The 22542-nt window shown below is 36.8% G+C and carries 31 protein-coding genes; 3 read left to right on the forward strand and 28 right to left on the reverse strand.

The window, feature by feature from the left end; all coding sequences use genetic code 11:
• Positions 1–8: 8 nt before the first annotated feature.
• From infA to A33S_RS0108935, 26 genes are all read right to left on the reverse strand, one after another.
• The gene (infA, locus tag A33S_RS0108810) at positions 9–227 is read right to left on the reverse strand and encodes a translation initiation factor IF-1 (RefSeq protein WP_001118443.1); all 219 of its coding nucleotides are present in this window, start codon (positions 225–227) and stop codon (positions 9–11) included.
• 217 nt (positions 228–444) lie between these two features.
• On the reverse strand, positions 445–1095 hold the full coding sequence (locus A33S_RS0108815; RefSeq protein ID WP_009382762.1) for an adenylate kinase: 651 nt from the start codon (positions 1093–1095) through the stop codon (positions 445–447).
• Between the two features lie 18 nt (positions 1096–1113).
• Positions 1114–2409: a preprotein translocase subunit SecY gene (secY, locus tag A33S_RS0108820; RefSeq protein WP_009382764.1), complete on the reverse strand. Its 1296-nt coding sequence runs from the start codon at positions 2407–2409 to the stop codon at positions 1114–1116.
• Positions 2409–2849 (reverse strand): 50S ribosomal protein L15, encoded by a 441-nt coding sequence (gene rplO, locus A33S_RS0108825; RefSeq protein WP_009382766.1) that lies wholly within the window; start codon positions 2847–2849, stop codon positions 2409–2411. The genes secY and rplO overlap by 1 nt, the downstream gene beginning before the upstream one ends.
• 16 nt (positions 2850–2865) lie before the next feature.
• Positions 2866–3045 carry a 50S ribosomal protein L30 gene (gene rpmD, locus A33S_RS0108830; protein ID WP_009382768.1) on the reverse strand — a complete coding sequence of 60 codons (180 nt, stop codon included), beginning with the start codon at positions 3043–3045 and terminating at the stop codon, positions 2866–2868.
• 16 nt (positions 3046–3061) lie between these two features.
• On the reverse strand, positions 3062–3562 hold the full coding sequence (gene rpsE, locus A33S_RS0108835) for a 30S ribosomal protein S5 (protein ID WP_009382770.1): 501 nt from the start codon (positions 3560–3562) through the stop codon (positions 3062–3064).
• A gap of 20 nt (positions 3563–3582) precedes the next feature.
• Entirely contained in the window at positions 3583–3945 is a 363-nt protein-coding gene (gene rplR / locus A33S_RS0108840) for a 50S ribosomal protein L18 (protein ID WP_009382772.1), read from the reverse strand.
• Positions 3946–3976: 31 nt separating this feature from the next.
• Positions 3977–4513 carry a 50S ribosomal protein L6 gene (gene rplF, locus A33S_RS0108845; protein WP_009382774.1) on the reverse strand — a complete coding sequence of 179 codons (537 nt, stop codon included), beginning with the start codon at positions 4511–4513 and terminating at the stop codon, positions 3977–3979.
• 28 nt (positions 4514–4541) lie between these two features.
• Positions 4542–4940 (reverse strand): 30S ribosomal protein S8, encoded by a 399-nt coding sequence (gene rpsH / locus A33S_RS0108850; protein ID WP_009382776.1) that lies wholly within the window; start codon positions 4938–4940, stop codon positions 4542–4544.
• A gap of 32 nt (positions 4941–4972) precedes the next feature.
• Positions 4973–5158, reverse strand: a complete 186-nt coding sequence (locus A33S_RS0108855) for a type Z 30S ribosomal protein S14 (RefSeq protein WP_009382778.1) — start codon at positions 5156–5158, stop codon at positions 4973–4975.
• Between the two features lie 22 nt (positions 5159–5180).
• Entirely contained in the window at positions 5181–5720 is a 540-nt protein-coding gene (gene rplE, locus A33S_RS0108860; RefSeq protein WP_017176754.1) for a 50S ribosomal protein L5, read from the reverse strand.
• A 22-nt stretch (positions 5721–5742) separates the two neighbouring features.
• Positions 5743–6063, reverse strand: a complete 321-nt coding sequence (rplX, locus tag A33S_RS0108865; RefSeq protein WP_009382784.1) for a 50S ribosomal protein L24 — start codon at positions 6061–6063, stop codon at positions 5743–5745.
• Between the two features lie 36 nt (positions 6064–6099).
• Positions 6100–6468, reverse strand: coding sequence for a 50S ribosomal protein L14 (gene rplN / locus A33S_RS0108870; RefSeq protein ID WP_009382786.1), 369 nt, complete (start codon positions 6466–6468; stop codon positions 6100–6102).
• Positions 6469–6497: 29 nt separating this feature from the next.
• The gene (rpsQ, locus tag A33S_RS0108875) at positions 6498–6761 is read right to left on the reverse strand and encodes a 30S ribosomal protein S17 (protein ID WP_009382788.1); all 264 of its coding nucleotides are present in this window, start codon (positions 6759–6761) and stop codon (positions 6498–6500) included.
• 25 nt (positions 6762–6786) lie between these two features.
• Positions 6787–6996 (reverse strand): 50S ribosomal protein L29, encoded by a 210-nt coding sequence (gene rpmC / locus A33S_RS0108880; protein ID WP_009382790.1) that lies wholly within the window; start codon positions 6994–6996, stop codon positions 6787–6789.
• Positions 6986–7420, reverse strand: coding sequence for a 50S ribosomal protein L16 (gene rplP, locus A33S_RS0108885; protein ID WP_009382791.1), 435 nt, complete (start codon positions 7418–7420; stop codon positions 6986–6988). Before rplP ends, rpmC begins: the two co-directional genes overlap by 11 nt.
• Positions 7421–7422: 2 nt before the next feature.
• Positions 7423–8076, reverse strand: coding sequence for a 30S ribosomal protein S3 (gene rpsC / locus A33S_RS0108890; protein WP_009382793.1), 654 nt, complete (start codon positions 8074–8076; stop codon positions 7423–7425).
• 23 nt (positions 8077–8099) lie between these two features.
• Positions 8100–8453: a 50S ribosomal protein L22 gene (rplV, locus tag A33S_RS0108895; RefSeq protein WP_009382794.1), complete on the reverse strand. Its 354-nt coding sequence runs from the start codon at positions 8451–8453 to the stop codon at positions 8100–8102.
• Between the two features lie 28 nt (positions 8454–8481).
• A complete protein-coding gene (gene rpsS / locus A33S_RS0108900; protein WP_009382795.1) occupies positions 8482–8760 on the reverse strand; it encodes a 30S ribosomal protein S19 in 279 nt (92 codons plus the stop codon).
• Between the two features lie 64 nt (positions 8761–8824).
• Positions 8825–9658, reverse strand: a complete 834-nt coding sequence (gene rplB, locus A33S_RS0108905) for a 50S ribosomal protein L2 (protein WP_009382796.1) — start codon at positions 9656–9658, stop codon at positions 8825–8827.
• A 29-nt stretch (positions 9659–9687) separates the two neighbouring features.
• The gene (rplW, locus tag A33S_RS0108910) at positions 9688–9963 is read right to left on the reverse strand and encodes a 50S ribosomal protein L23 (RefSeq protein ID WP_002484859.1); all 276 of its coding nucleotides are present in this window, start codon (positions 9961–9963) and stop codon (positions 9688–9690) included.
• Entirely contained in the window at positions 9963–10586 is a 624-nt protein-coding gene (rplD, locus tag A33S_RS0108915) for a 50S ribosomal protein L4 (protein ID WP_009382800.1), read from the reverse strand. The genes rplW and rplD overlap by 1 nt, the downstream gene beginning before the upstream one ends.
• A gap of 26 nt (positions 10587–10612) precedes the next feature.
• The gene (gene rplC, locus A33S_RS0108920; protein ID WP_009382801.1) at positions 10613–11275 is read right to left on the reverse strand and encodes a 50S ribosomal protein L3; all 663 of its coding nucleotides are present in this window, start codon (positions 11273–11275) and stop codon (positions 10613–10615) included.
• Positions 11276–11302: 27 nt separating this feature from the next.
• Positions 11303–11611 (reverse strand): 30S ribosomal protein S10, encoded by a 309-nt coding sequence (rpsJ, locus tag A33S_RS0108925; RefSeq protein WP_001118667.1) that lies wholly within the window; start codon positions 11609–11611, stop codon positions 11303–11305.
• A gap of 385 nt (positions 11612–11996) precedes the next feature.
• Positions 11997–13331 (reverse strand): NCS2 family permease, encoded by a 1335-nt coding sequence (locus tag A33S_RS0108930; RefSeq protein ID WP_017176755.1) that lies wholly within the window; start codon positions 13329–13331, stop codon positions 11997–11999.
• Between the two features lie 80 nt (positions 13332–13411).
• A complete protein-coding gene (locus tag A33S_RS0108935; RefSeq protein ID WP_009382803.1) occupies positions 13412–15547 on the reverse strand; it encodes a DNA topoisomerase III in 2136 nt (711 codons plus the stop codon).
• A gap of 139 nt (positions 15548–15686) precedes the next feature.
• Between A33S_RS0108935 and A33S_RS0108940 the strand changes: the two genes are divergently transcribed.
• From A33S_RS0108940 to mspA, 3 genes are all read left to right on the forward strand, one after another.
• Entirely contained in the window at positions 15687–16565 is an 879-nt protein-coding gene (locus tag A33S_RS0108940; protein ID WP_009382805.1) for a GNAT family N-acetyltransferase, read from the forward strand.
• Positions 16566–16649: 84 nt separating this feature from the next.
• Complete coding sequence (locus A33S_RS12420; protein ID WP_009382807.1) at positions 16650–16823, forward strand: SE1832 family protein; 174 nt, start codon at positions 16650–16652, stop codon at positions 16821–16823.
• Between the two features lie 64 nt (positions 16824–16887).
• Positions 16888–17208 carry a membrane stabilizing protein MspA gene (gene mspA, locus A33S_RS0108950; RefSeq protein ID WP_009382809.1) on the forward strand — a complete coding sequence of 107 codons (321 nt, stop codon included), beginning with the start codon at positions 16888–16890 and terminating at the stop codon, positions 17206–17208.
• A 138-nt stretch (positions 17209–17346) separates the two neighbouring features.
• Here the strand turns inward: mspA and A33S_RS0108955 are convergent, their stop codons facing one another.
• Together A33S_RS0108955 and A33S_RS0108960 are read right to left on the reverse strand one after the other, a co-directional pair.
• Positions 17347–20964, reverse strand: coding sequence for an efflux RND transporter permease subunit (locus A33S_RS0108955; RefSeq protein WP_017176756.1), 3618 nt, complete (start codon positions 20962–20964; stop codon positions 17347–17349).
• 95 nt (positions 20965–21059) lie between these two features.
• A complete protein-coding gene (locus A33S_RS0108960; RefSeq protein ID WP_009382811.1) occupies positions 21060–22310 on the reverse strand; it encodes a lipid II:glycine glycyltransferase FemX in 1251 nt (416 codons plus the stop codon).
• Positions 22311–22542 lie beyond the last annotated feature (232 nt).

Genomic DNA, 22542 nt, shown 5'->3' on the forward strand with positions numbered 1-22542 from the left:
AGTGACGATTATTTATAACGATAAGTGATGCGACCGCGTGTTAAATCGTACGGTGACATTTCCACTGTTACTTTGTCGCCAGGTAGAATACGGATATAATTCATACGAATTTTACCACTTACATGTGCTAAAATCTCATGACCATTTTCCAATTCTACTTTAAACATTGCATTCGGTAAAGTATCTAATACAGTACCTTCAAGTTCAATTACATCTTGTTTAGCCATTGATCATTTCCCCCTTTTATTCGGTAGTATGGATAACATTATCTAGTTATAAACGACCTATTGGTGCTATCTCGTGATCAATCATTCAAATTACATAGACAAACTACGGAAATCATCAATTATCGTTATTGCCTTTTGTCACTCAATTAATATTCGTTGTGCTTAATTAAAATAACATTGTCATTCATGATTCACTTAATCGATAGCGCTCAGTTGCTTATTTAAGTTCTTCTAAGATAGAAATAACATCTTCTGTTACTTCGTTAATATCTTTAGAACCATCAATATCTTTTACAAGGTTTTGCTCTTTGTAAAAGTCTAAAATCGGTTTAGTTTGTTTGATGTTAACTTCTAAACGATTTGCAACTGTTTCAGGGTTATCATCTTCACGTTGATAAAGTTTACCGCCATCATTATCACAGATACCTTCGACTTTTGGAGGATTGAATACAAGATGGTAAGTCTCACCACAAATCTCACAAATACGACGACCTGTAAGACGGTTCATTAATTCTTCTTCTTGAACCTTAATGTTGATGACAGCATCAAGCTCTCTATCAAGTTCTTTTAATATTTTACTTAATGCTTCTGCTTGTTCAATTGTACGAGGAAATCCATCTAATAAAAATCCCTTTTTCGCATCGTCTTCAGAAATACGATCTTTAACGATACCTACAGTAACTTCATCAGGAACAAGTTCACCGCGATCAATGTATGACTTAGCTTCTTTACCAAGCTCAGTCTCTTCTTTGATTGCTTTACGGAACATATCGCCTGTAGAAATGTGAGGGATAGGATACTTTTTAATAATTTCACTCGCTTGAGTTCCTTTACCTGCACCAGGTAACCCCATTAAAATGATATTCATAAATGCCCTCCTACTAAATTATCTTCTTCCAAAGCCTTTATATTCTTTTTGACCTACTTGAGCTTCTAAGCTCTTCATCGTTTCAATTGCAACACCAATTACGATAAGTAAACTTGTACCACCAAGCTGTAAAGATTGAGGTAAATTCATAAGTTTAGTACCTAAGATTGGTAGAATTGAAATCGCTGCTAAGAAGATAGAACCTACAAAAGTCAAACGATAAAGTACTTTAGTGATATATTTTTTAGTTTGCTCTCCTGGACGAATACCAGGTACATAACTGCCTTGTTTTTGAAGGTTTTCTGCCATTTTCTCTGGATTAACTTGTACGAAAGCATAGAAATATGTGAAAGCAATAATAAGAATCACATACACAATCATTCCGACATTATGAGATGGATCTGCATAATCTGAAATCTTTTGTGCCCATGCTGCATCTGGGAAGAACATCGTTAATGTTCTTGGTAACAAGAAGAATGCCATAGCGAAAATGACTGGAATAACCCCAGCAGAGTTTACTTTTAATGGTAAGTACGTTGCATTAGAACCAAGGCGTTGCTGACCAGTTTGTTTCTTTGCATATTGAATTGGTATTTTACGAATCGCTTGTAACACATAAATTGCACCGATTGTTAATAAAATCATACCAAGGATAAGTCCTAGGACTTTTAACCAAGCCATAGACGTATCATCCTGACCTACGAAGGCCTGTTGATAGAATTGAATTAACGATGCAGGTAGTGTAGATAAAATACCAGCAAAGATGATGATTGAGATACCATTACCAACACCATGTTGAGTAATTTGCTCACCTAACCACATTAAAAATGCAGTACCAGTCGTTAATACAATCGCAATGAGTAAATAACTCCAAATTGTATTATCTGTAATTAACTGACCTTTAAGGTAGTTATTGAACTGGAACGACATACCTATAGATTGTATAAATGCAAGTACGATTGCAAAGTAACGTGTTACGTTGTTAATTTTACGACGTCCTACGTCACCTTGTTCAGCCCATTCCTTAAACTTAGGAACGATATCCATTTGAAGTAACTGCATAACAATTGATGCTGTAATGTAAGGCATTATACCCATTGCAAAAATGGAAAAGTTCTTCAAGGCACCGCCACCGAATGTATTCATTAAATCAGTGACACCTTGAGAACCTTGTTTACTATCAAAGGCATCAGGGTTGACACCAGGTGCTGGAATATAAGTACCTAACTTAAAAATAACTAACATTGCGAGAGTAAAAAAGATCTTGTTACGAACTTCTTTAGTTTTAAAGAAGTTCACAAGCGTTTGAAACATTAGATCACCTCGTGAGCTCCGCCTTTCGCTTCGATAGCTTCTTTAGCTGAAGCTGAGAATTTATGAGCCTTTACTGTTAATTTTCTTTCTAATGAACCATTACCTAAAACTTTTACGCCTGATTTTTCATTTTTAACTACGCCTGTTTCGATTAATAATTCAGGTGTAACTTCAGTACCATCTTCAAACTTGTTAAGTTGGTCTAAGTTAACAATAGCATATTCTTTACTGTTAATGTTAGTAAAACCACGTTTAGGGATTCTACGGAATAATGGTAATTGACCACCTTCGAAACCTGGTCTTAATTTACCACCTGAACGTGCTTTTTGACCTTTTTGACCGCGGCCACTTGTTTTACCGTTACCTGTTGCAGCACCACGACCTACGCGGTTACGTACTTTACGTGATCCTTCAGCTGGTTTTAACTCATGTAATTTCATTTCGGCACCTCCTTAATTATTTTTCTTCAACTGATACTAAATGACTTACTTTGTTGATTTGCCCACGAATAGCTGGGTTATCTTCAACAACTACTGTTGAATTCGTCTTTTTTAATCCTAAAGCTTCAACTGTTTTGCGTTGAGTCTCAGGACGACCAATTACGCTACGAGTGAGGGTAATTTGTAATTTAGCCATAACTTATTTTCCCTCCTTAATTATATAGTTCTTCAACTGTTTTTCCACGTAATTTTGCTACGTCTTCAGCATTTTTAAGGTTCTGTAAACCGTTAATAGTAGCGCGAACCATATTAATAGGAGTATTAGAACCTAATGATTTACTTAGAATGTCAGTGATACCTGCTAATTCTAGTACGGCACGAACTGGTCCACCTGCAATAACACCTGTACCAGGCGCTGCTGGTTTCATTAAAACACTTCCTGAACCGAAACGTCCAGTGATAATGTGTGGAGTTGTACCTTCAACACGTGGAACTGTAACTAATTCTTTCTTAGCATCTTCTACTGCTTTTTTGATCGCTTCTGGTACCTCTTGTGCTTTACCAGTACCGAAACCTACACGACCATTTTTGTCACCCACAACTACAAGTGCAGTGAAACGGAAACTACGTCCACCTTTAACAACTTTTGCAACACGGTTAATCGTAACAACGCGTTCTTCGAATTCTTTGTTTTGTTCTTCTCTGCGAGCCATCTTAAGTGTCCCTCCTTTAATTAAAATTGTAATCCATTTTCGCGTGCAGCATTTGCTAATGCTTCAACACGTCCGTGGTATAAGTAACCACCACGATCGAATACGACTTCTGTAATATTCTTTTCAGTTGCTTTTTTAGCAACCATTTCGCCAACTTTAGAAGCTAACTCAACTTTAGTAGCTGATTCACTTGCTACGTCTTTGTCTTGTGTAGAAGCTTGAACTAAAGTAACGCCTTTAATGTCATCAATAATTTGTGCGTAGATGTGCTTGTTTGAACGGTATACGTTTAAACGTGGTTTTTCAGCTGTTCCGTTTAATTTAGAACGAACACGAGCATGTCTTTTTAAACGCACTTTATTCTTATCAATTTTGCTGATCATGTCCATACTCCTTTCTTTAGAAAGTTATTTATTATTTACCAGTTTTACCTTCTTTACGACGAACATATTCGCCTTGGTAACGGATACCTTTACCTTTGTAAGGTTCAGGTGGTCTGATATCACGGATACGAGATGCAGTAGCACCAACTTGTTCCTTAGACACACCAGCTACTTTAACTGTCGTGTTTTTCTCAACTTCGAAGCTAATACCGTCTTCAGCTTTAACTTCTACTGGGTGAGAGTAACCAACGTTTAATACAAGGTTAGTACCTTGCATTTGAGCACGGTAACCTACACCAACAAGTTCAAGTGTTTTTTCAAAACCTTTTGAAACACCTTGTACCATATTGTTAATTAACGCACGAGTTGTACCATGGTTAGTTCTATCTTTAATAGAATCTGATGGTCTTACAACTTCTAATGTGTTTTCTTCTTGTTTATAAGTCATTTCTGGACTAAGTTCTTTTGTTAATTCACCTTTAGGACCTTTAACAGTCACAACGTTTTTATCGATAGTTACTGTAACGTCACTTGGAATTTCAATAATTTTCTTACCGACACGGCTCATGAAATGGCACCTCCTTATTTTCTAATTATTACCAAATGTATGCGATTACTTCGCCACCAATGTTACGTTTTCTTGCTTCTTTATCAGTTAATACACCTTCAGAAGTAGAAACTAATGCAATACCTAAACCGTTAAGTACTTTTGGTACTTCGTCAGCTTTAGCATATACACGTAAACCTGGTTTTGAAATACGTTTTAAGCCTGTGATTACACGTTCATTGTTTTGACCATATTTAAGGAATAAACGAATTACACCTTGCTTATCGTCTTCAACAAATTCAACGTTTTTGATGAAACCTTCGTTTTTAAGGATTTCAGCGATTTCTTTTTTAATATTTGATGCAGGTAACTCTAATTTGTCATGGCGAACCATGTTAGCGTTTCTCACGCGAGTTAACATATCTGCGATTGGATCTGACATTGTCATAATTTGTTGCCTCCTTTCAAACCTTTAATATATTACCAGCTTGCTTTACGTACGCCAGGAATTTGCCCTTTATAAGCTAATTCACGGAAACAAATACGGCAAAGCTTGAATTTACGATATACAGAGTGTGGACGTCCGCAACGTTCACAACGCGTATACTCACGAACTTGGAACTTTTGTTTACGTTGTTGCTTAGCAACCATTGATTTTTTAGCCACTTAATTAGCCTCCTTTTAGAGATTATTTTTGAAATGGCATACCGAATTGTGTTAACAATTCACGAGCTTCCTCGTCAGTGTTAGCAGTTGTTACGATAACGATATCCATTCCGCGTACTTTACTTACTTTATCGTAGTCAATTTCAGGGAAAATTAATTGTTCTTTGATACCTAATGTGTAGTTACCGCGACCGTCGAATGCTTTCTTAGAAACACCTTGGAAGTCACGTACACGTGGTAATGATGCTGAGATTAATTTATCGAAGAATTCATACATTCTTTCGCCGCGAAGTGTTACTTTTGCACCGATTGGCATACCTTCACGTAAACGGAATGTCGCAACTGATTTCTTCGCTTTTGTAACTAAAGGTTTTTGACCAGTGATTGCTTCTAACTCTTCAACAGCGATATCTAACGCTTTAGAGTTTTGAACTGCATCACCAACACCCATGTTTACAACGATTTTTTCAATTTTTGGTACTTGCATTACAGAACTGTAATCAAACGTTTTAACTAAGTTCTGAGTAATTTCAGAGTTGAATTTTTCTTTTAAACGGTTCAAAGTGGATCCTCCTTTCAGCTAATTATTTATTATTAGATTTGATTTCTTCGCCTGATTTTTTAGCGATACGAACTTTTTTACCATCAACAAATTTATAACCAACACGTGTAGGTTCATTTGTTTTAGGGTCTAATAATTGTACGTTAGAAACATGAATTGCTGCTTCTGTTTCTAAGATTCCACCTTCTGGATTTAATTGAGTTGGTTTTTGGTGTTTTTTGATAACGTTAACACCTTCCACAACGACACGGTCATTTTTAGGTTCAGTTGCTACGACTTTACCTGATTTACCTTTGTCTTTACCTGCGATAACTTTTACGTTGTCACCTTTTTTGATATGCATGTGGGCACCTCCTTAAAATGTAAATGTTTATTTAAATTATAGTACTTCTGGTGCTAATGAGATAATCTTCATGTAGTTACCTTCACGTAACTCACGCGCAACTGGTCCAAAGATACGAGTACCACGTGGACCTTTGTCATCACGAATGATTACACATGCATTTTCATCAAATTTAATATAAGATCCGTCTTTACGACGTACGCCTGATTTCGTACGAACAACAACAGCTTTAACAACTTCGCCTTTTTTAACAACGCCACCTGGTGTTGCATTTTTAACTGAACATACAATTACGTCGCCGATGTTAGCTGTTTTACGACCAGATCCACCTAGTACTTTAATAGTAAGTACTTCACGTGCACCAGAGTTGTCTGCTACTTTTAAACGTGTTTCTTGTTGGATCATAAGTTAAACCTCCCTTATCTTTTAAGTGATTAAATAATTACTGATTCTTCAACAATTTCTACTAAACGAAAACGTTTTGTTGCAGATAAAGGACGAGTTTCTTGAATCTTAACGATATCGCCTAATTTAGCTGAATTGTTTTCATCATGTGTTTTGTATTTTTTAGAGTATTTTACGCGTTTACCATATAACTTATGAGTCTTGTATGTTTCAACTAAAACAGTAACAGTTTTGTCCATTTTATCTGAAACTACTCTACCGATATATACTTTACGATCGTTTCTTTCAGTCACTTTAGTAACCTCCTCTTTCAATTAATTATTGATTGGCCTTACTTTCATTAAGTTCTCTTTCACGAGCGACAGTTTTTAGACGTGCGATAGTTTTCTTAACTGTACGTATACGTGCAGTTTCCTCTAATTGACCTGTAGCTAACTGAAAGCGTAGGTTAAAAAGTTCTTCTTTGGAAGATTTGATTTGTTCTTCGATTTCTGAAGTGGTTAAGTCTCTAATTTCCTTAGCTTTCATTTGTTTCACCACCCAATTCTTCACGTTTTACAAACTTCGTTTTAACTGGAAGTTTGTGACTTGCTAAACGTAATGCTTCACGAGCTACTTCTTCATCTACACCGGCAACTTCAAATAAGATTCTGCCTGGTTTTACTACTGCAATCCAACCTTCTACTGAACCTTTACCAGCACCCATACGTACTTCTAAAGGTTTTTGAGTGTAAGGTGTATGAGGGAAAATTTTGATCCATACTTTCCCGCCACGTTTCATGTAACGCGTCATTGCAATACGAGCTGATTCGATTTGACGAGATGTGATCCATGATGTTGTTGTTGATTGTAAACCATACTCACCAAATGCTACATAGTTACCGCCTTTTGAACGACCAGTAGTGTCCGGACGATGTTGACGACGATATTTAACACGTTTTGGTAATAACATTATTATTTTCCTCCTTCACTAGTAGTCTTAGTAGGAAGAACTTCTCCACGATAAATCCATACTTTGATACCTAACTTACCGTAAGTTGTATCTGCTTCAGCATGTGCATAATCGATGTCAGCACGAAGTGTATGAAGTGGAACAGTTCCTTCTGAATAACGTTCAGCACGAGCGATGTCAGCTCCGCCTAAACGACCTGATACTTGAGTTTTAACACCTTTAGCGCCTAACTTCATTGCTCTACCGATTGCTTGTTTTTGAACACGACGGAATGAAGCACGGTTTTCTAATTGGCGTGCGATGTTTTCAGCAACTAAGCGCGCGTTTAAATCAACTTTTTTGATTTCAACAACGTTGATGTGAACACGTTTGTTAGTTAATGAATTTAATTTGTTACGTAATTTTTCGATTTCTGAACCGCCTTTACCGATCACCATACCTGGCTTACCAGTGTGAATAGCGATGTTAATACGGTTAGCAGCACGTTCGATTTCAACATGAGATACTGCTGCGTCTTTTAATGCGTTATCAATGAATTTACGGATTTTTAAATCTTCGTGTAAGTGTACTGAGAAGTCTTTTTCTGCATACCATTTAGCTTCCCAATCACGGATAACTCCGACACGAAGTCCGATAGGATTAATTTTTTGACCCACTGTATTCCCTCCTTAAATATTTATTAAGCTTCTTTAGCTTCTTCGTTACCATCACTTACTACTAAAGTAATGTGACTAGTACGTTTATTGATTGCGCTTGCGCTACCTTGAGCACGTGGGCGGAAACGTTTTAATGTTGGTCCTTCGTTAGCATAAGCTTCTTTAACAACTAATTCATCAGTATTCATACCATAGTTGTGTTCAGCGTTAGCTAAAGCGGACATTAATAATTTTTCTACTACAGGTGATGACGCTTTGTTAGTTAATTTTAAAATAGCCATCGCTTCGCCTGCTTTTTTACCTCTGATTAGGTCTAATACTAATCGAACTTTACGAGGTGCGATTCTTATTGTTCTAGCAACCGCTTTTGCTTCCATTTGAATTTCCTCCTCTTCTGATTAGAAATTATCTTCTAGTTTTTTTGTCGTCAGCTGCATGTCCTTTGAATGTACGAGTTGGAGCGAATTCACCTAATTTGTGACCAACCATATCCTCAGTTACATAAACAGGTACATGTTTACGTCCATCATACACAGCGAATGTGTGCCCAATAAAGTTAGGGAAAATAGTTGAACGACGTGACCATGTTTTGATTACTTGTTTCTTTTCATTACCTTCTTGCGCTTCTACTTTGTTCATTAAATGCGCATCGACGAAAGGTCCCTTTTTAATACTACGAGCCATTGTGGCGCCTCCCTTCTTATTTGGTGCGTGCAGCCGCTAAGCCGCACACATTAATAAGTTTTTATTATTTACGTTTACGTCTACGTACGATAAGTTTATCTGATGATTTCTTACCACGACGAGTTTTCTTACCAAGAGTTGGTTTACCCCATGGTGACATTGGTGATGGAAGACCGATTGGAGCTCTACCTTCACCACCACCGTGTGGGTGATCGTTAGGGTTCATTACAGAACCACGAACTGTAGGACGTTTACCTAACCATCTAGAACGGCCGGCTTTACCAACGTTAACAAGTTCATGTTGAATGTTACCAACTTGACCGATTGTAGCACGGCAAGCTGAAAGAATCATACGTACTTCACCAGAACGAAGTCTTACTAATACGTATTTACCTTCTTTACCAAGTACTTGTGCGCTTGCACCTGCTGAACGTGCTAATTGTCCACCTTTACCTGGTTTTAATTCGATATTGTGGATTACTGTACCTACTGGGATGTTAGAAAGTGGTAATGCGTTACCTACTTTGATATCTGCTTCAGTACCGTTTTGGATTTCTTGTCCTACTTCTAAGTTTTTAGGCGCGATGATATAACGTTTCTCACCATCTGCGTATACTAATAATGCAATATTAGCTGAACGGTTTGGATCGTATTGAATTGATTCAACTTTTGCAGTGATTCCGTCTTTGTTACGTTTGAAGTCGATCACACGATATTTACGTTTGTGACCGCCGCCGTGATGGCGTACTGTTAATTTACCTTGGTTGTTACGTCCCGCTCTTTTCGGTAGCGGTTGTAATAATGACTTTTCAGGCTTTGTAGAAGTAATTTCAGCAAAGTCTAATGTAGTCATATTACGACGACCATTAGTTATTGGCTTATATTTTTTAAGAGCCATTGTCGCTTACCTCCTTATTGGTATATTTATTAGTTAAATAGATCGATTGATCCTTCTTTTAATTTCACGATTGCTTTACGTCTTTTGTTTGCATAGCCTTGGTAACGGCCCATACGTTTTTTCTTAGGTTTATAGTTGATGATGTTTACGCTATCAACTTTTACATCGAAGATTTCTTCAACAGCGATTTTAACTTGTGTCTTGTTAGCACGAGTATCAACATCAAATGTGTATTTATCCTCTGCCATTGCTTCTGATGATTTCTCAGTAATTACGGGGCGCTTAAGAACGTCTCTTGCTTCCATTATCCGAGCACCTCCTCAACTTTTTTCGCAGCTGATTCAGTGATTAAAACACTGTCAGCACTTGTCATATCTAATACGTTTAAACCTTCTGGAGTTGTGATTTGAACGCCTTGGATGTTACGTGCTGATAATTCAACGTTTACATCTTCTGCTTCTGTAACAACTAATACTTTCTTGTTTAAGTCTAAGTTAGTTAAAGTTGTTTTGAATTCTTTTGTTTTAGGTGCTTCTAAGTTAAAGCCATCAACAATTTTGAATTCATTTTCTTGTACTTTGAAAGATAATGCAGAACGTAATGCTAAACGACGCATTTTCTTAGGCATTTTGTACGCATAGCTTCTTGGTGTTGGACCGAATACGATACCACCACCACGCCATTGTGGCGCACGGATTGTACCTTGACGTGCACGTCCTGTACCTTTTTGTCTCCATGGTTTCTTTCCGCCACCACGTACTGCAGAACGGTTTTTAACTGAGTGCGTACCTTGGCGTAAAGAAGCGCGTTGTAAGTTAATTGCTTCGAAAAGCACACTTTCGTTTGGTTCAATTGCAAATACTGCATCGTTTAATTCAACAGAACCTGCTTTAGAACCATCTACTTTTAATACATCATAATTTGCCATTATGTTTTCCTCCTTTCGCCTCGTAATTATTGATTACCTTTTTTGATTGAAGTTTTGATTTCTACTAAACCTTTTTTAGGTCCTGGTACGTTACCTTTAACAAGGATAACTTTATTTTCAGCGTCTACTGATACAACTTCTAAGTTTTGAACAGTTACTGTATTACCACCCATACGGCCTGGTAATTTTTGTCCTTTGAATACTTTAGCTGGGTCAGCTGCCATACCTACAGAACCTGGTGATCTATGGAAATGAGAACCGTGAGCCATTGGTCCACGACCTTGGTTATGACGCTTGATTGCACCTTGGAAACCTTTACCTTTAGAAACGCCTGTTACATCAATAACGTCTCCTGCTTCAAATGTATCTACTGAGACTTCTTGACCTACTTCGTATTCATCAACGTTAATGTTTCTGAATTCACGAATGAAGCGCTTAGGTGCTGATTCAGCTTTTTTAGCGTGACCTTCAGCTGGTTTATTCGCATATTTATTAGATTTGCTATCTTTTTTGTATGCTTGTTTGTCTTCAAAACCGATTTGGATTGCATTGTATCCGTCGATTTCTTCAGTTTTCTTTTGTAATACTACGTTCTCTTTTGCTTCTACTACTGTTACAGGGATTAAGTCACCGTTTTCTCCGAAAACTTGTGTCATCCCGATTTTTCTTCCTAAGATTCCTTTGGTCATCGAAAGTCCACCTCCTAAAATTCTTTATTATAATTTGATTTCGATGTCTACACCAGATGGTAAGTTTAAGCCCATAAGAGCATCAACTGTTTTTGGTGTTGGGTTAACAATATCGATTAAACGTTTATGAGTACGTTGTTCGAATTGTTCACGTGAATCTTTGTACTTATGAACCGCACGAATGATTGTGTAAACTGATTTTTCAGTTGGTAATGGGATTGGACCAGAAACATCTGCTCCTGAACGTTTTGCTGTTTCAACAATCTTTTCTGCTGATTGATCGATTACACGGTGATCATAAGCTTTTAATCTGATACGGATTTTTTGTTTTGCCATAATTTTCCCTCCTTATTCGTCTACTATTTAAGTGATAGACTTCTCCACGAAAACTATCTTACACAACGCCATGGCAAAGCGGCCGGGTGTGTCAGTAACCTTTCGCTTCATCGCTAATTAAAGTCCAACATTAGACATGTTACATGAATTCATTGCATTATGCAAGTGGTTCATCAAACTTTTATATCTTGTCTAACACATACCACATCATTGTACTTTAAATTAAATTAGAGTTCAACCTTAACTAGTGATTTTTTCTACTTTTTGATGATTTTTAATACACTTGTAACACGCATAAACTTTACACATTAATTATATACACGTTGAAAGTATAAAAAAACAGGTCGAGGGTAATTTTTCCCTCAACCTGTTTCTTCTATTAGAATTAACCATGTACAAAGACAAAGTATAAGATAAATAGAAGCATTAAAACATACATAATAGGATGAATCTCTTTATGTCTTTTAGTTATTAACATTGTAATCGGATAGAAAATAAAGCCACACGCAATACCTGTAGCAATTGAGTATGATAATGGCATCATAATAATCGTTACAAATGCCGGTACTGCAACTTCAAATTTTCTCCAATTGATTTCTGATAAGTTACCTGCCATTAGTACACCTACTACAACAAGCGCTGGCGCTGTAACAGCACTTGTAACAATACTCATTAGTGGACTGAAGAATAAAGCAAGTAAGAAACATAACCCTGTTATCACACTCGCAAAACCTGTACGCGCACCTACTGCAACACCTGAAGTTGATTCGATGTAAGACGTTGTTGTTGTCGTACCTATAATAGAACCAATAATTGTAGCAATTGAATCTGAGAATAATGCACGACCTGCACGAGGTAACTTATTATCTTTCATAATATTTGCTTGTGTTGCGACCGCTACGATCGTACCTGCAGTATCGAAGAAGTCGATAAATAAGAACGTTAAGATGACAACTAAGAACTTAATAGAAAATAATTGACTTGGATCGCCAAATGTTTCAAATGCAGCACCGAAAGTAGGCTCAATACTCGGAATTTTACCGACAATACCTGAAGGTGCTTCAATAAGTCCTGTTAATAACCCTAAAATAGCGGTAGCACACATACCAAGGAATATCGCACCTGGTATTTTACGTGCATATAACACAACGGTAATTGTGATACCAAAGATTGCTAGTAGAACTTGGCCACTCGTTAAATGCCCTAGTGTTACTAATGTAGCATCTTGTTTAACGATAATGCCTGCACCTTGTAAACCTACGAAAGTGATAAATAAACCTATCCCGGCGGTTACCGCCATTTTCATTTCAAAAGGAATCGCATTTATAATGGTCTCCCTTAAGCCAGTGACGGTGAGTATCGCGAATATAATACCGGAACAAAGAACGCCTGTTAAACCCGTTTGCCATGGGATACCCATTGTAAGTACAACTGTAAAAGCGAAGAATGCATTGAGTCCCATACCAGGCGCTAAAGCGATAGGATAATTCGCAAATAACCCCATAAACATACAGCCGATAAATGCCGCTAAAGCTGTCGCTACGAATATCGCGCCTTGATCCATTCTCATACTATCTGGAATGTCTTTAATACCTGCTAAACTTAAAACCTGTGGATTGACTGCTAATATGTACGCCATCGAAAGGAAAGTGGTTAACCCACCTAAAATCTCACGTTTGAAGTTCGTACCATGCTCATCAAATTGGAAGTATCGTTTCAAAATTAACGCTCCTTTTTATTAAAATACCTAGTTATTCTATAACCAAATGAGACGTTTGGCAATAACCGTAATTAAATTTCTTATAAATCTAATCCCTTAAGCGCATCTTTAAACGGGTTATTCTCAAGCTTTTCTTCCTTCATATACTTACGCATATCTTTCTTTTGAACCTTATCCTTACCTTTACGTTTCAGACGTTGATTCATCTTCTCTTGCGTTTCACTAAATCCACATACACATCGATAAGTAGCGCTCGATCCCTTACCAAATCGCGTTAACTTCTTCTTACAATTTGGACATCTCGCATTTGTCTTTTGCTGAACGTTCTTCTTCGTCTTACAAGAAGGGTCTTGGCACACAAGAGCTTGTCCGTTCTTCGTCTTAATCTTAATCATAAACTTACCACAAGTCGGACATTCAGTTGTCGTTAAATTATCATGCTTGTACGTTGCATCACTTTGCTTAATCTCACTCACAATTTGCTTCGTAAACGACGTCATTTCTTTCATAAAGACATCTTTTTTCAGCTTGCCCTTTTCAATCTGTACAAGTTTATCTTCCCAAGTTGCAGTGAGTACCGGAGACGTTAATTGATGCGGAGCTAAATCTAATATTTGTCTACCCTTTTGCGTAACATAAATGCGGCCGCTTCGATCCTCTATCGCATGCATATTGAACAACTTATCAATAATATCCGCACGCGTCGCAACCGTTCCAATACCGCCCGTTTCCTTCAACACTTTCGCATGACTCTTATCCTTCAAGTCAAAGAACTTCTGAGGATTTTCCATCGCTTTAAGCAGCGTTCCTTCATTAAAGTATGGTGGCGGCGTTGTTTCATGTTGTTGAATCTGTAACGTATCAATTTTAAACGTATCGCCCTCTTTAATGCCCCCCTTTGAAAAGCCCTTTCCTAAATTTTCGTTGTGAATAGCCTTGAATCCTAATTCAACAGGAATTTGATCTTTAAATTTAAACGTCTCTTGACCAACTTTCAACGTCATTTCAGTTTCTTCATATATATACGGTTTTAAAAGCACTTCAAGAAAACGTGTCGCAATGAGCATATAAACTTTAGTTTCACGTGGTGATAATACGTTCATATCAGGTCTAATTTCTGTAGGTACAATGGCATGGTGATCGGAAACCTTGTTATCGTTGATACATTTAAAGTCTCCATTAAAATCAGTACGCGCACGTTGTTTAGCAATATCTTTTAACTCTGTCGCATATAAAGCCTCTACACGTTCTTTAAGCGTGTCCTTCATATCACGCGTAAGATAATTGGAATCCGTTCTCGGATACGTCACAAGCTTATGACGTTCATATAGCGTTTGAAGTGTGTTCAACGTTTCTTTAGCACCCATTTTATATCTTGCATAAGCCGCTTGTTGTAAATCCGTTAAACTAAATAACGCTTGAGGATATGTTTTCTTTTGTTTCTGAGTCACGCGTTCTATCGTACCTGTTTGACCTTTTAAACCTTCAACAAGTGACTCAAGTTTCGTTTTATCAAAGCAGCGTTTCTGCATGTCATATTCAAAGGTTTGATGATTAACCTGAGTTGAGAGTGTATAGTAATGACGCTTTTCAAAATGTTTGATTTCATCTTGGCGCATCTTTACTAACTGAATGGTTGGTGTTTGAACACGTCCTAAAGATAGTTGCGCACCAAACTTAGTAGTTAACGCTCTTGTCGCATTTATGCCTACGATCCAGTCTGCTTCACTTCTTGCAAGGGCGGAAGCATATAGTGATTGATATTGACGTCCATCTTTGAGCTGTTTAAATCCTTGTTTAATCGCTTTAGGTGTAACAGAACTTACCCAAAAGCGTTTAATAGGCTTCTTAACGCCTGCTTTGTCAATAATCAAACGCGCGACTAACTCACCTTCACGACCAGCGTCAGTCGCTATAATAATTTCTTTAACATCTTTACGATGCATCAAATTCTTAATCGTATAAAATTGCTTCTTAGATTTCGGAATTAAAATCGACTTCATGTATTTAGGCAATATAGGTAGATCATTTAACGCCCATTTCTGATAGCGCTTATCATAGTGCTCAGGGTCAGCGTTCGTTACTAAGTGTCCAAACGCCCATGTAATAATGTACTGTTGGTTCTCGATATAACCACCCTTCTCTTGACGCGCGTTTAATGCCTTAGCGATATCTTTACCTACAGAGGGCTTTTCCGCGAGAATTAAAGATTTCATATGGCACTCCTCCTTATAAATGATTGCTTTACGAAATTTTATAACTTTCATATTGTAACACGTTATCTAGGACTGATGCTTTCATTTCCCTAGAAAAATACTTATAATGTAGTAAATGAGACTTGTTAAGGGGGCAATTATGACGATTACTCAAGTTACAGATATTGATCAAGTTGTTGACTTTATCCATCGTGAAAAGGTAGCGCATCAATCTTATACAAATAAACTCCCAGAAGATAAAGAAAGTTTAAAAACATTTATCCAAGTATTATCTAAAGAAATCGATTTGTACGCCCATACATCAGAAGGCGATATTCAAATGATGATGGTGTTAATACCTTATCGAGAAGACCATTTCAAAGTGATTGGTCCGATATTAAAGGATGGTTATACATTAGACCAAGATACATTTAAAGGGCTTTTCAAAGAGATGACCGCGCAATTTAGTAATGAAACGGTGTATTACTTTGCTTATGAAAAGGAAAATCAATGGATTAAGCTACTCATGAAAGGTATCGGCGCATCTTATGTGTTTACGGATTATTATTTATATGCGAATAAGGATGTTGATGCCTCAGACAACCAGCATTTGATTGTTGACTATAAAAAGGCTTATTATAAACATTTTAATCAATTGCACAAGAAAACGTTCTCACCAGATGATATGACGACGGATGAGATATTGGCGTCATTAGATGAACATCATAAGTTATATATGTACATGTCAGAAGGTTTGGTAAAAGGTTACCTCTATCTTGTAATAGATGAAGAGACGCACAATGCGCAGATTAAATATTTCTCGTCTCACTCTGATTATCGTTTAAAAGGTATCGCATTTGATTTAATACGCCACGCGATTCATGTATCGCTAAATGAGTACGATATTCAGCATGTATATTTTAAAATTCGCAGTAAGAATTATCGACTTGTAGAACGCTTTAATGAACTTGGTTTTTATATTGATAAGGCATTTAAGAAGTTTAAACTCATGTCGAGTGACCTTGAAGACGAGCTTTAACATAGCTCTTCGGTTAATGTTACAATTAATTTGTGCGATTTGAATATGATTGATCGTTGAAAATGAAAACAAGGTGGTTTCAAAATGGATTTACATTCACAAATGGAAGAACTTAAAATGGATTATGTACGTTTACAGAATGACCTTGAGAAAAGAGAATCTGTAAATCAAGATATCGATCCGCTTGTACGTCAACTTGAAGCTTTAGAACAAGAAATTGCGGATGTACGTTCAAAAATACGTCAAAAAGAAAGCTAAAATGAACTATGAAGTTTGAATGTCACGTGCTAACATGAGAAGAGATTAGAAAGGACGTCATATCATGCAGTTATATCTTATTATTTTGCCGTTGTTGTATCTCATTGTTAGTTATCTAACGATATTTAGAATGAATAAAAAGATTACTGATATATTACGCATTATCATGAGCATCTTGTTACTCATTACTGTCGTATTGACTTTAATCCAATTTAGCATGAGTGCACTATGGATTGGACTTGTGCTCTTATTACTCATTGGTAATGTAGAAATTACAGCATTTAAAAATCATAAAGGCGACCGTAAAGGTGTAACCATTCTTAATCTCATGACAATAATGGCTACGGTTATATATATTTTATTAGTGATATTCGCCTTAAGATAAGTATTAATTGACCATCGAACGTATCGAGTTCGGTGGTCTTTTTATGTGTCATGTTCGCTAAGTAGTGTTAGGTCTATGATAGTTTTATATATGAAAAACCCCAGTGCCACGTCGGACACTGGGGTTTCTTATTTGCACCTATTTTTTCTTGCCTCTATCTGAACGTTTGTTGATGTTACCGTTCTCATCATAAACAGGACGTTTAGGTTTCTTAGGACGACGCTTACGTTGAGAACGTTTCTTGAACTCTGTAGGCGTTGACTCATGATTATCCACGATTGGATTATCTGTCTTAGGTTCCGCCTTCTTAGGTTCATTGTCAGGAACATCATCACGTTTTACAGATTTATGGTTCGGTGTAAATCGATCTTTATTGAAGTATTTTGTCTTAGGTTTCTTAGCTGTCGGTTCATCTTTAGGTGTTTCTTTAGGCGCTTCATCTTGTTTAGTTCTAGGTTGTTCTGAACGTGTATCTTTATCAGATTTACGGTTCTTATAATTGTCTTTCCAATTATTAAGTTTATCCGTAAATGATGATTTCGTACGATTACCGTTTGAAGCTTGACGATAGTTGTTTGAATCATCGTGGTTGTGTGTATCGTATGAACCACTAGTTGCTACTTTAGGACCTTGTTTCATGTACTTATTCTTTAATGAGAATAGTAATTCATAAATAACTGGTACTACTACAAGTGTTAGTAATGTAGATGATAATAAACCACCGATTACTGTAATTGCTAAACTTTTAGAGATAAGTACTGAACCATCTCCACCAAATAACATTGGTAGTAAAGCACCAATCGTAGCAATTGCTGTCATTAAGATTGGTCGAATACGTGTACCTGCTGCTTCGATAATCGCATCTCTACGATTTAAGCCTTCACGCTCTTTATTAATGATTCTATCTACCAATACGATGGCGTTAGTAACAACGATACCGATTAACATGAGTAAACCAATCATACTTGTTACGGATAACGTTTCGCCTGAGATTAATAAGCCGAATACCACACCAATTATTGTGAATGGTAATGAGAATAAAATTGTGAATGGCGCTAATGCACCTTTGAACGTGAGTACTAATACAAGGTAAACGATAATAATTGCTGCTGCCATAGCGACAAATAATTGTGAAAAGGCATCGCTAATATCTTCGTTTGTACCACCTAGTGAGATATCTACATTTTTAGGTGTTTCAATCTCATCAACTTTCTTCTTAGCAGCACCCGTTACACCACCAACGTCTTTCTCAGTAATTTCTGCTGAAATCGTGCTTGCGTAATCACCGTCATTTTTAACAATCTTACTTGGTGTCTGAGCTTTTTCAAGTTCAGAGATTTGAGATAGTGTAACATCTTTTCCTGTAGGTGAAGGTATTGATGTCTGGTTAAGTTTTTCTTCAGACCAATCTGTGTCTTTAGATTTCTTAATCTTTACGTCAATCTTATTACCGCCATCATCGACTTTAGCAACTTTTTGTTCCGGAATATTTTCATTCATTTGCATTGCAATAGAATTAGCTGATAATCCGAACTGAGCTGCTTTTTCTTGGTCGACTTTAACTTTGTATTGATCGTATGTTTCAGATAAATCTGATTTAACGTTTGCTAAGCCTTCAACATCTTTAACTTTCTTTTCAACTTTATCTACGGTGTCTTTGATTGCATCCCTTGAAGGACCACTTACTTGAACTTCTAATGATTTAGTTGAATTACCGTCACCCATGTCTTGGTTTTTCCAAGTACCATTATGATCAAATTTTTCAATTTCGTCTAAGACTCTTTGAGCCTCATTTTCGAAATCAGGTGTTTTCTTATCATAATCAACTAATAAAGCTGTATTATTTGTTTGACCAGTTGGGTCGTTAGGTGATGGTGCACCAACTGAGTACTGAACGTTTTCTACATGTTTCTTATCGTTCAAGAATTTCTGAGCTTCTTCTGCATTTTTAAGTACTTTTTCTTCAGGTTCACCTGGTTTAGGTTTATAAGATAATGTTAGGACTTTATTATCACCTGCAGATAAGTAACTTGTACCAATTGCGAAGACACCGATGACTGCACTTAGTAAGAGTAATCCTAAACTGATTAGTAATACGCGTTTCTTGTTGTTTAAACATTTTTTCAAGAAGTCTTGATATTTTCTACCAAGGTTTCCAAGTGTCTTTTCATTGCGGTCACGTTTCGCAAGTCCATTCTTGAAGAATGATGAACCTAACGCAGGCACTACCGTTAATGACACAAGTAATGATGCTAATAAACTGAATGCAATCGCAAGTGCGAATGGTTTGAACATTTCACCTACTTGACCAGAAACGAAGATTAAAGGTAAGAATACGACAACTGTAACGATTGTAGATGACATGATTGGTATAAACACTTCTTTAGTAGCATCTACAATGAGGTTATCGCCCTTCATTCGCTCTGTAGGTGAGGACAATCGCCTGTATATGTTTTCGATAACAACAATGGAGTCATCGATAACACGTCCGATTGCTATCGTTAAGGCACCGAGTGTCAGGATGTTGAGTGATACATCGCATAACTTCAATGCAACTAATGCAATCAGGATTGATAACGGAATCGATACAACTGATATTGCTGTTGTACTAATATTTCTTAAGAAGAATAAGATAACAACAATCGCTACGATAGAACCAAGAATTGCTTTTTCAATCATCGTTGTAAGTGAGTCTTGAATTGGTTTTGCTGTATCTCGAACGATTGTAGAGTTTAACTCTGGATGTTTATCTTCAATTTTCTTAATTTCATCTTTAACTTTATTTGCAACTTTAACTGTGTTCGCATCTTCTGATTTTGTGATTTGTACGTTTACCGCATCTTTACCATTTGTCTTAGAAATGGAATCACGTTCATCACCGATGTTAACTTCAGCTAATTCACTTAATGAAACTTTTTGGGCACTTGCTTCACCGCTACCGCCTGATGGGGCTTGGCCGCCTCCAGCGCCGCCTTCACCAGCAGTTGCTGTAGATGGCATTTGCTTAGCCATCGCGACTGGAATTTCTAAGTTTTCAATCTCAGATGGATCGTCAAAACTACCATCCACTATGATTGATTTTTCTTTATCATCAAATTGATATAATCCAAGAGGTGCTTTAGAACTAATTGATTTAATGTAATTACCAACTTGATTTTCATTTAAGCCTACTTCATTTAACTTATCTTTATCAAATTCTAATGTAACTTGCTTAGAAGTTTGACCATCGACTTGTGCTTTTTGAACACCGTCGACTGTTTCTAATTTAGGAACTAACTCTTCTTCGATTGTTTTAGAAACTTTCTTGAGGTCGCCTTCTTTGTTCGTAAAGGAGTGTACTAATACTGGGAGTGAATTCATGTTGAAGCGTGTTATTTCTGGCTCTTCCACACCTTCTCTAAAACTTAACTTCTCTACTTCTTTCTTGAGTTTAGATTCAACATTGTCTAAATCTACGCCTTTTTTGTATTCAACTGTTATGACCGAGGCGTTTTCTAAGGACTCTGACTTTACACTTTTGACATCCGACATGCCTTTTATCGCGTCATCCATCTTATCGCTGACTTCTTCACTAACTGTGTCAGGTGTGGCACCTGGCATTTTGGTTTGAACCGTTAATACAGGTGGTTCTGTATCTGGAAGCATTTCCATTCTAAGCTTTAAACTTGAGTAAACACCGCCCAATAAGATTAATAATGCCATGAGTATTAAAGCGAATTTATTGGAAAGTGAGAACCTTATCATTTTTCGGACCATTAAATTTCCTCCTATTTACTTAATACAAGCACACGATATATGTATACAAAAAGTTGTAATGAGACGCTCTTGAAGCGAAACATTACAACTACGTATTATTTTTTCTTCAATCTTCTTGAAACTTTGATCTTAGCATTCGTAAGCTTCGGCTTCACTTTTTCAATAAGTGCATATAGTGATGGATTTAATACATAATCAAATTCACCGATTTTCTCACTTAAATAAGTGCCCCACGTCTTTTTAAATGCCCATAAACCGTAGTGGTCTGAGTCTTTATCCGGATTATTATCCGTACCACCAAAGTCATACGACGTTGCACCTTTACTACGTGCGTACTGCATCATGTGAAATTGCATATGGTGGTTTGGTAGGAACTCACGGTAATCATTTGAAGATGCACCATATAAATAATATGACTTACGACCTGAGAACATGAGTAGCGCACCCGATAAGAAGATACCTTCAGGATGTTTCTTCTCAAGTGCTTCCATCTCTTCAATCAGTTCGTTCGTTTTACCTAATTTTTGATCAACGTCTTTAATTTTATTCAACGTCTTTTTATCTTGCTTCTTATCTTGAAGTTTCACTTTATCCTTAAGCATTTTATCCTTATCTTGATTTAAATCTTTCAACACAGGTTTAGGCTCTAATTTCACTAGGAAAAGCTCTGCATCGCCATCAGGATGAAGTGCATCATAAATCGTTTCAAAGTAAGAAACATCTCTTGTTAAGAAGCCATCACGTTCCCCAGTAATTTTCATGAGGTTCGCAAAAATAGGTAAGTCTTTACGCTCAGCACGAATCACCTTCGTACCACGCCTTAAACTTAGACGAACCTTAGAACGGTTACGACGCTCAAAGCTTTTAATTAAGTCATCATCAGATTGGTCAATATTCGTAATCATCGTCATACGCGGTTGAATGTAATCTTTAGATAAACCTTCTTTAAAGCCTTTATGTCTGAAACCTAAGTTCTTAAGGTTGCTTAATGCTTCTTGTCCCTTATCAACTTCCACATCAGGATCAATTTTGATTGCATACGCTTTTTCTTTCTTAGCAATCACACGCGTATACTTAAGTAAAGCTTCTAGAGATTCTTTATCACTGTAATCCGTGACGAATCCTCTCGATATGTAACACAACGTAAATGGAAGTTTGGGAATCTTTTTGAAAAGCATTTGTGCAACACCAGTAATTTCCCCTTTACGACCAACAGCTACTCGACGGGAATACCATCCAGTTAACCGCTTCGTTTCAGCCCATTTAGTAAGCTGTAATAGGTCACCATTGGGATGATTTTTAACAAATGCATCGTGTTGTTCATTTGTAATATTCATCTTTTCCATCAATCTTAACTCCTTTTCACTCACATATTTGAATTTCGGGCATAGGTGGTTGCAGTGATTAAACACCTAATGATTAGGAACGAAACATGTTACATGTTTTCATTCTTTAAAAGCCCTCAGTTACTTTACTGGCTACACAATTAAATATTGTTAATATATCTATATATTTGAGCGTACAAAGACGCAATATAAGGCGATTATAAATATTCAGTTAAAACTCTTATAAAATAAT

Origin of the sequence: Staphylococcus massiliensis CCUG 55927, from assembly GCF_000298075.1 — a bacterium.
GTDB classification, from domain to species: Bacteria; Bacillota; Bacilli; order Staphylococcales; family Staphylococcaceae; genus Staphylococcus; species Staphylococcus massiliensis.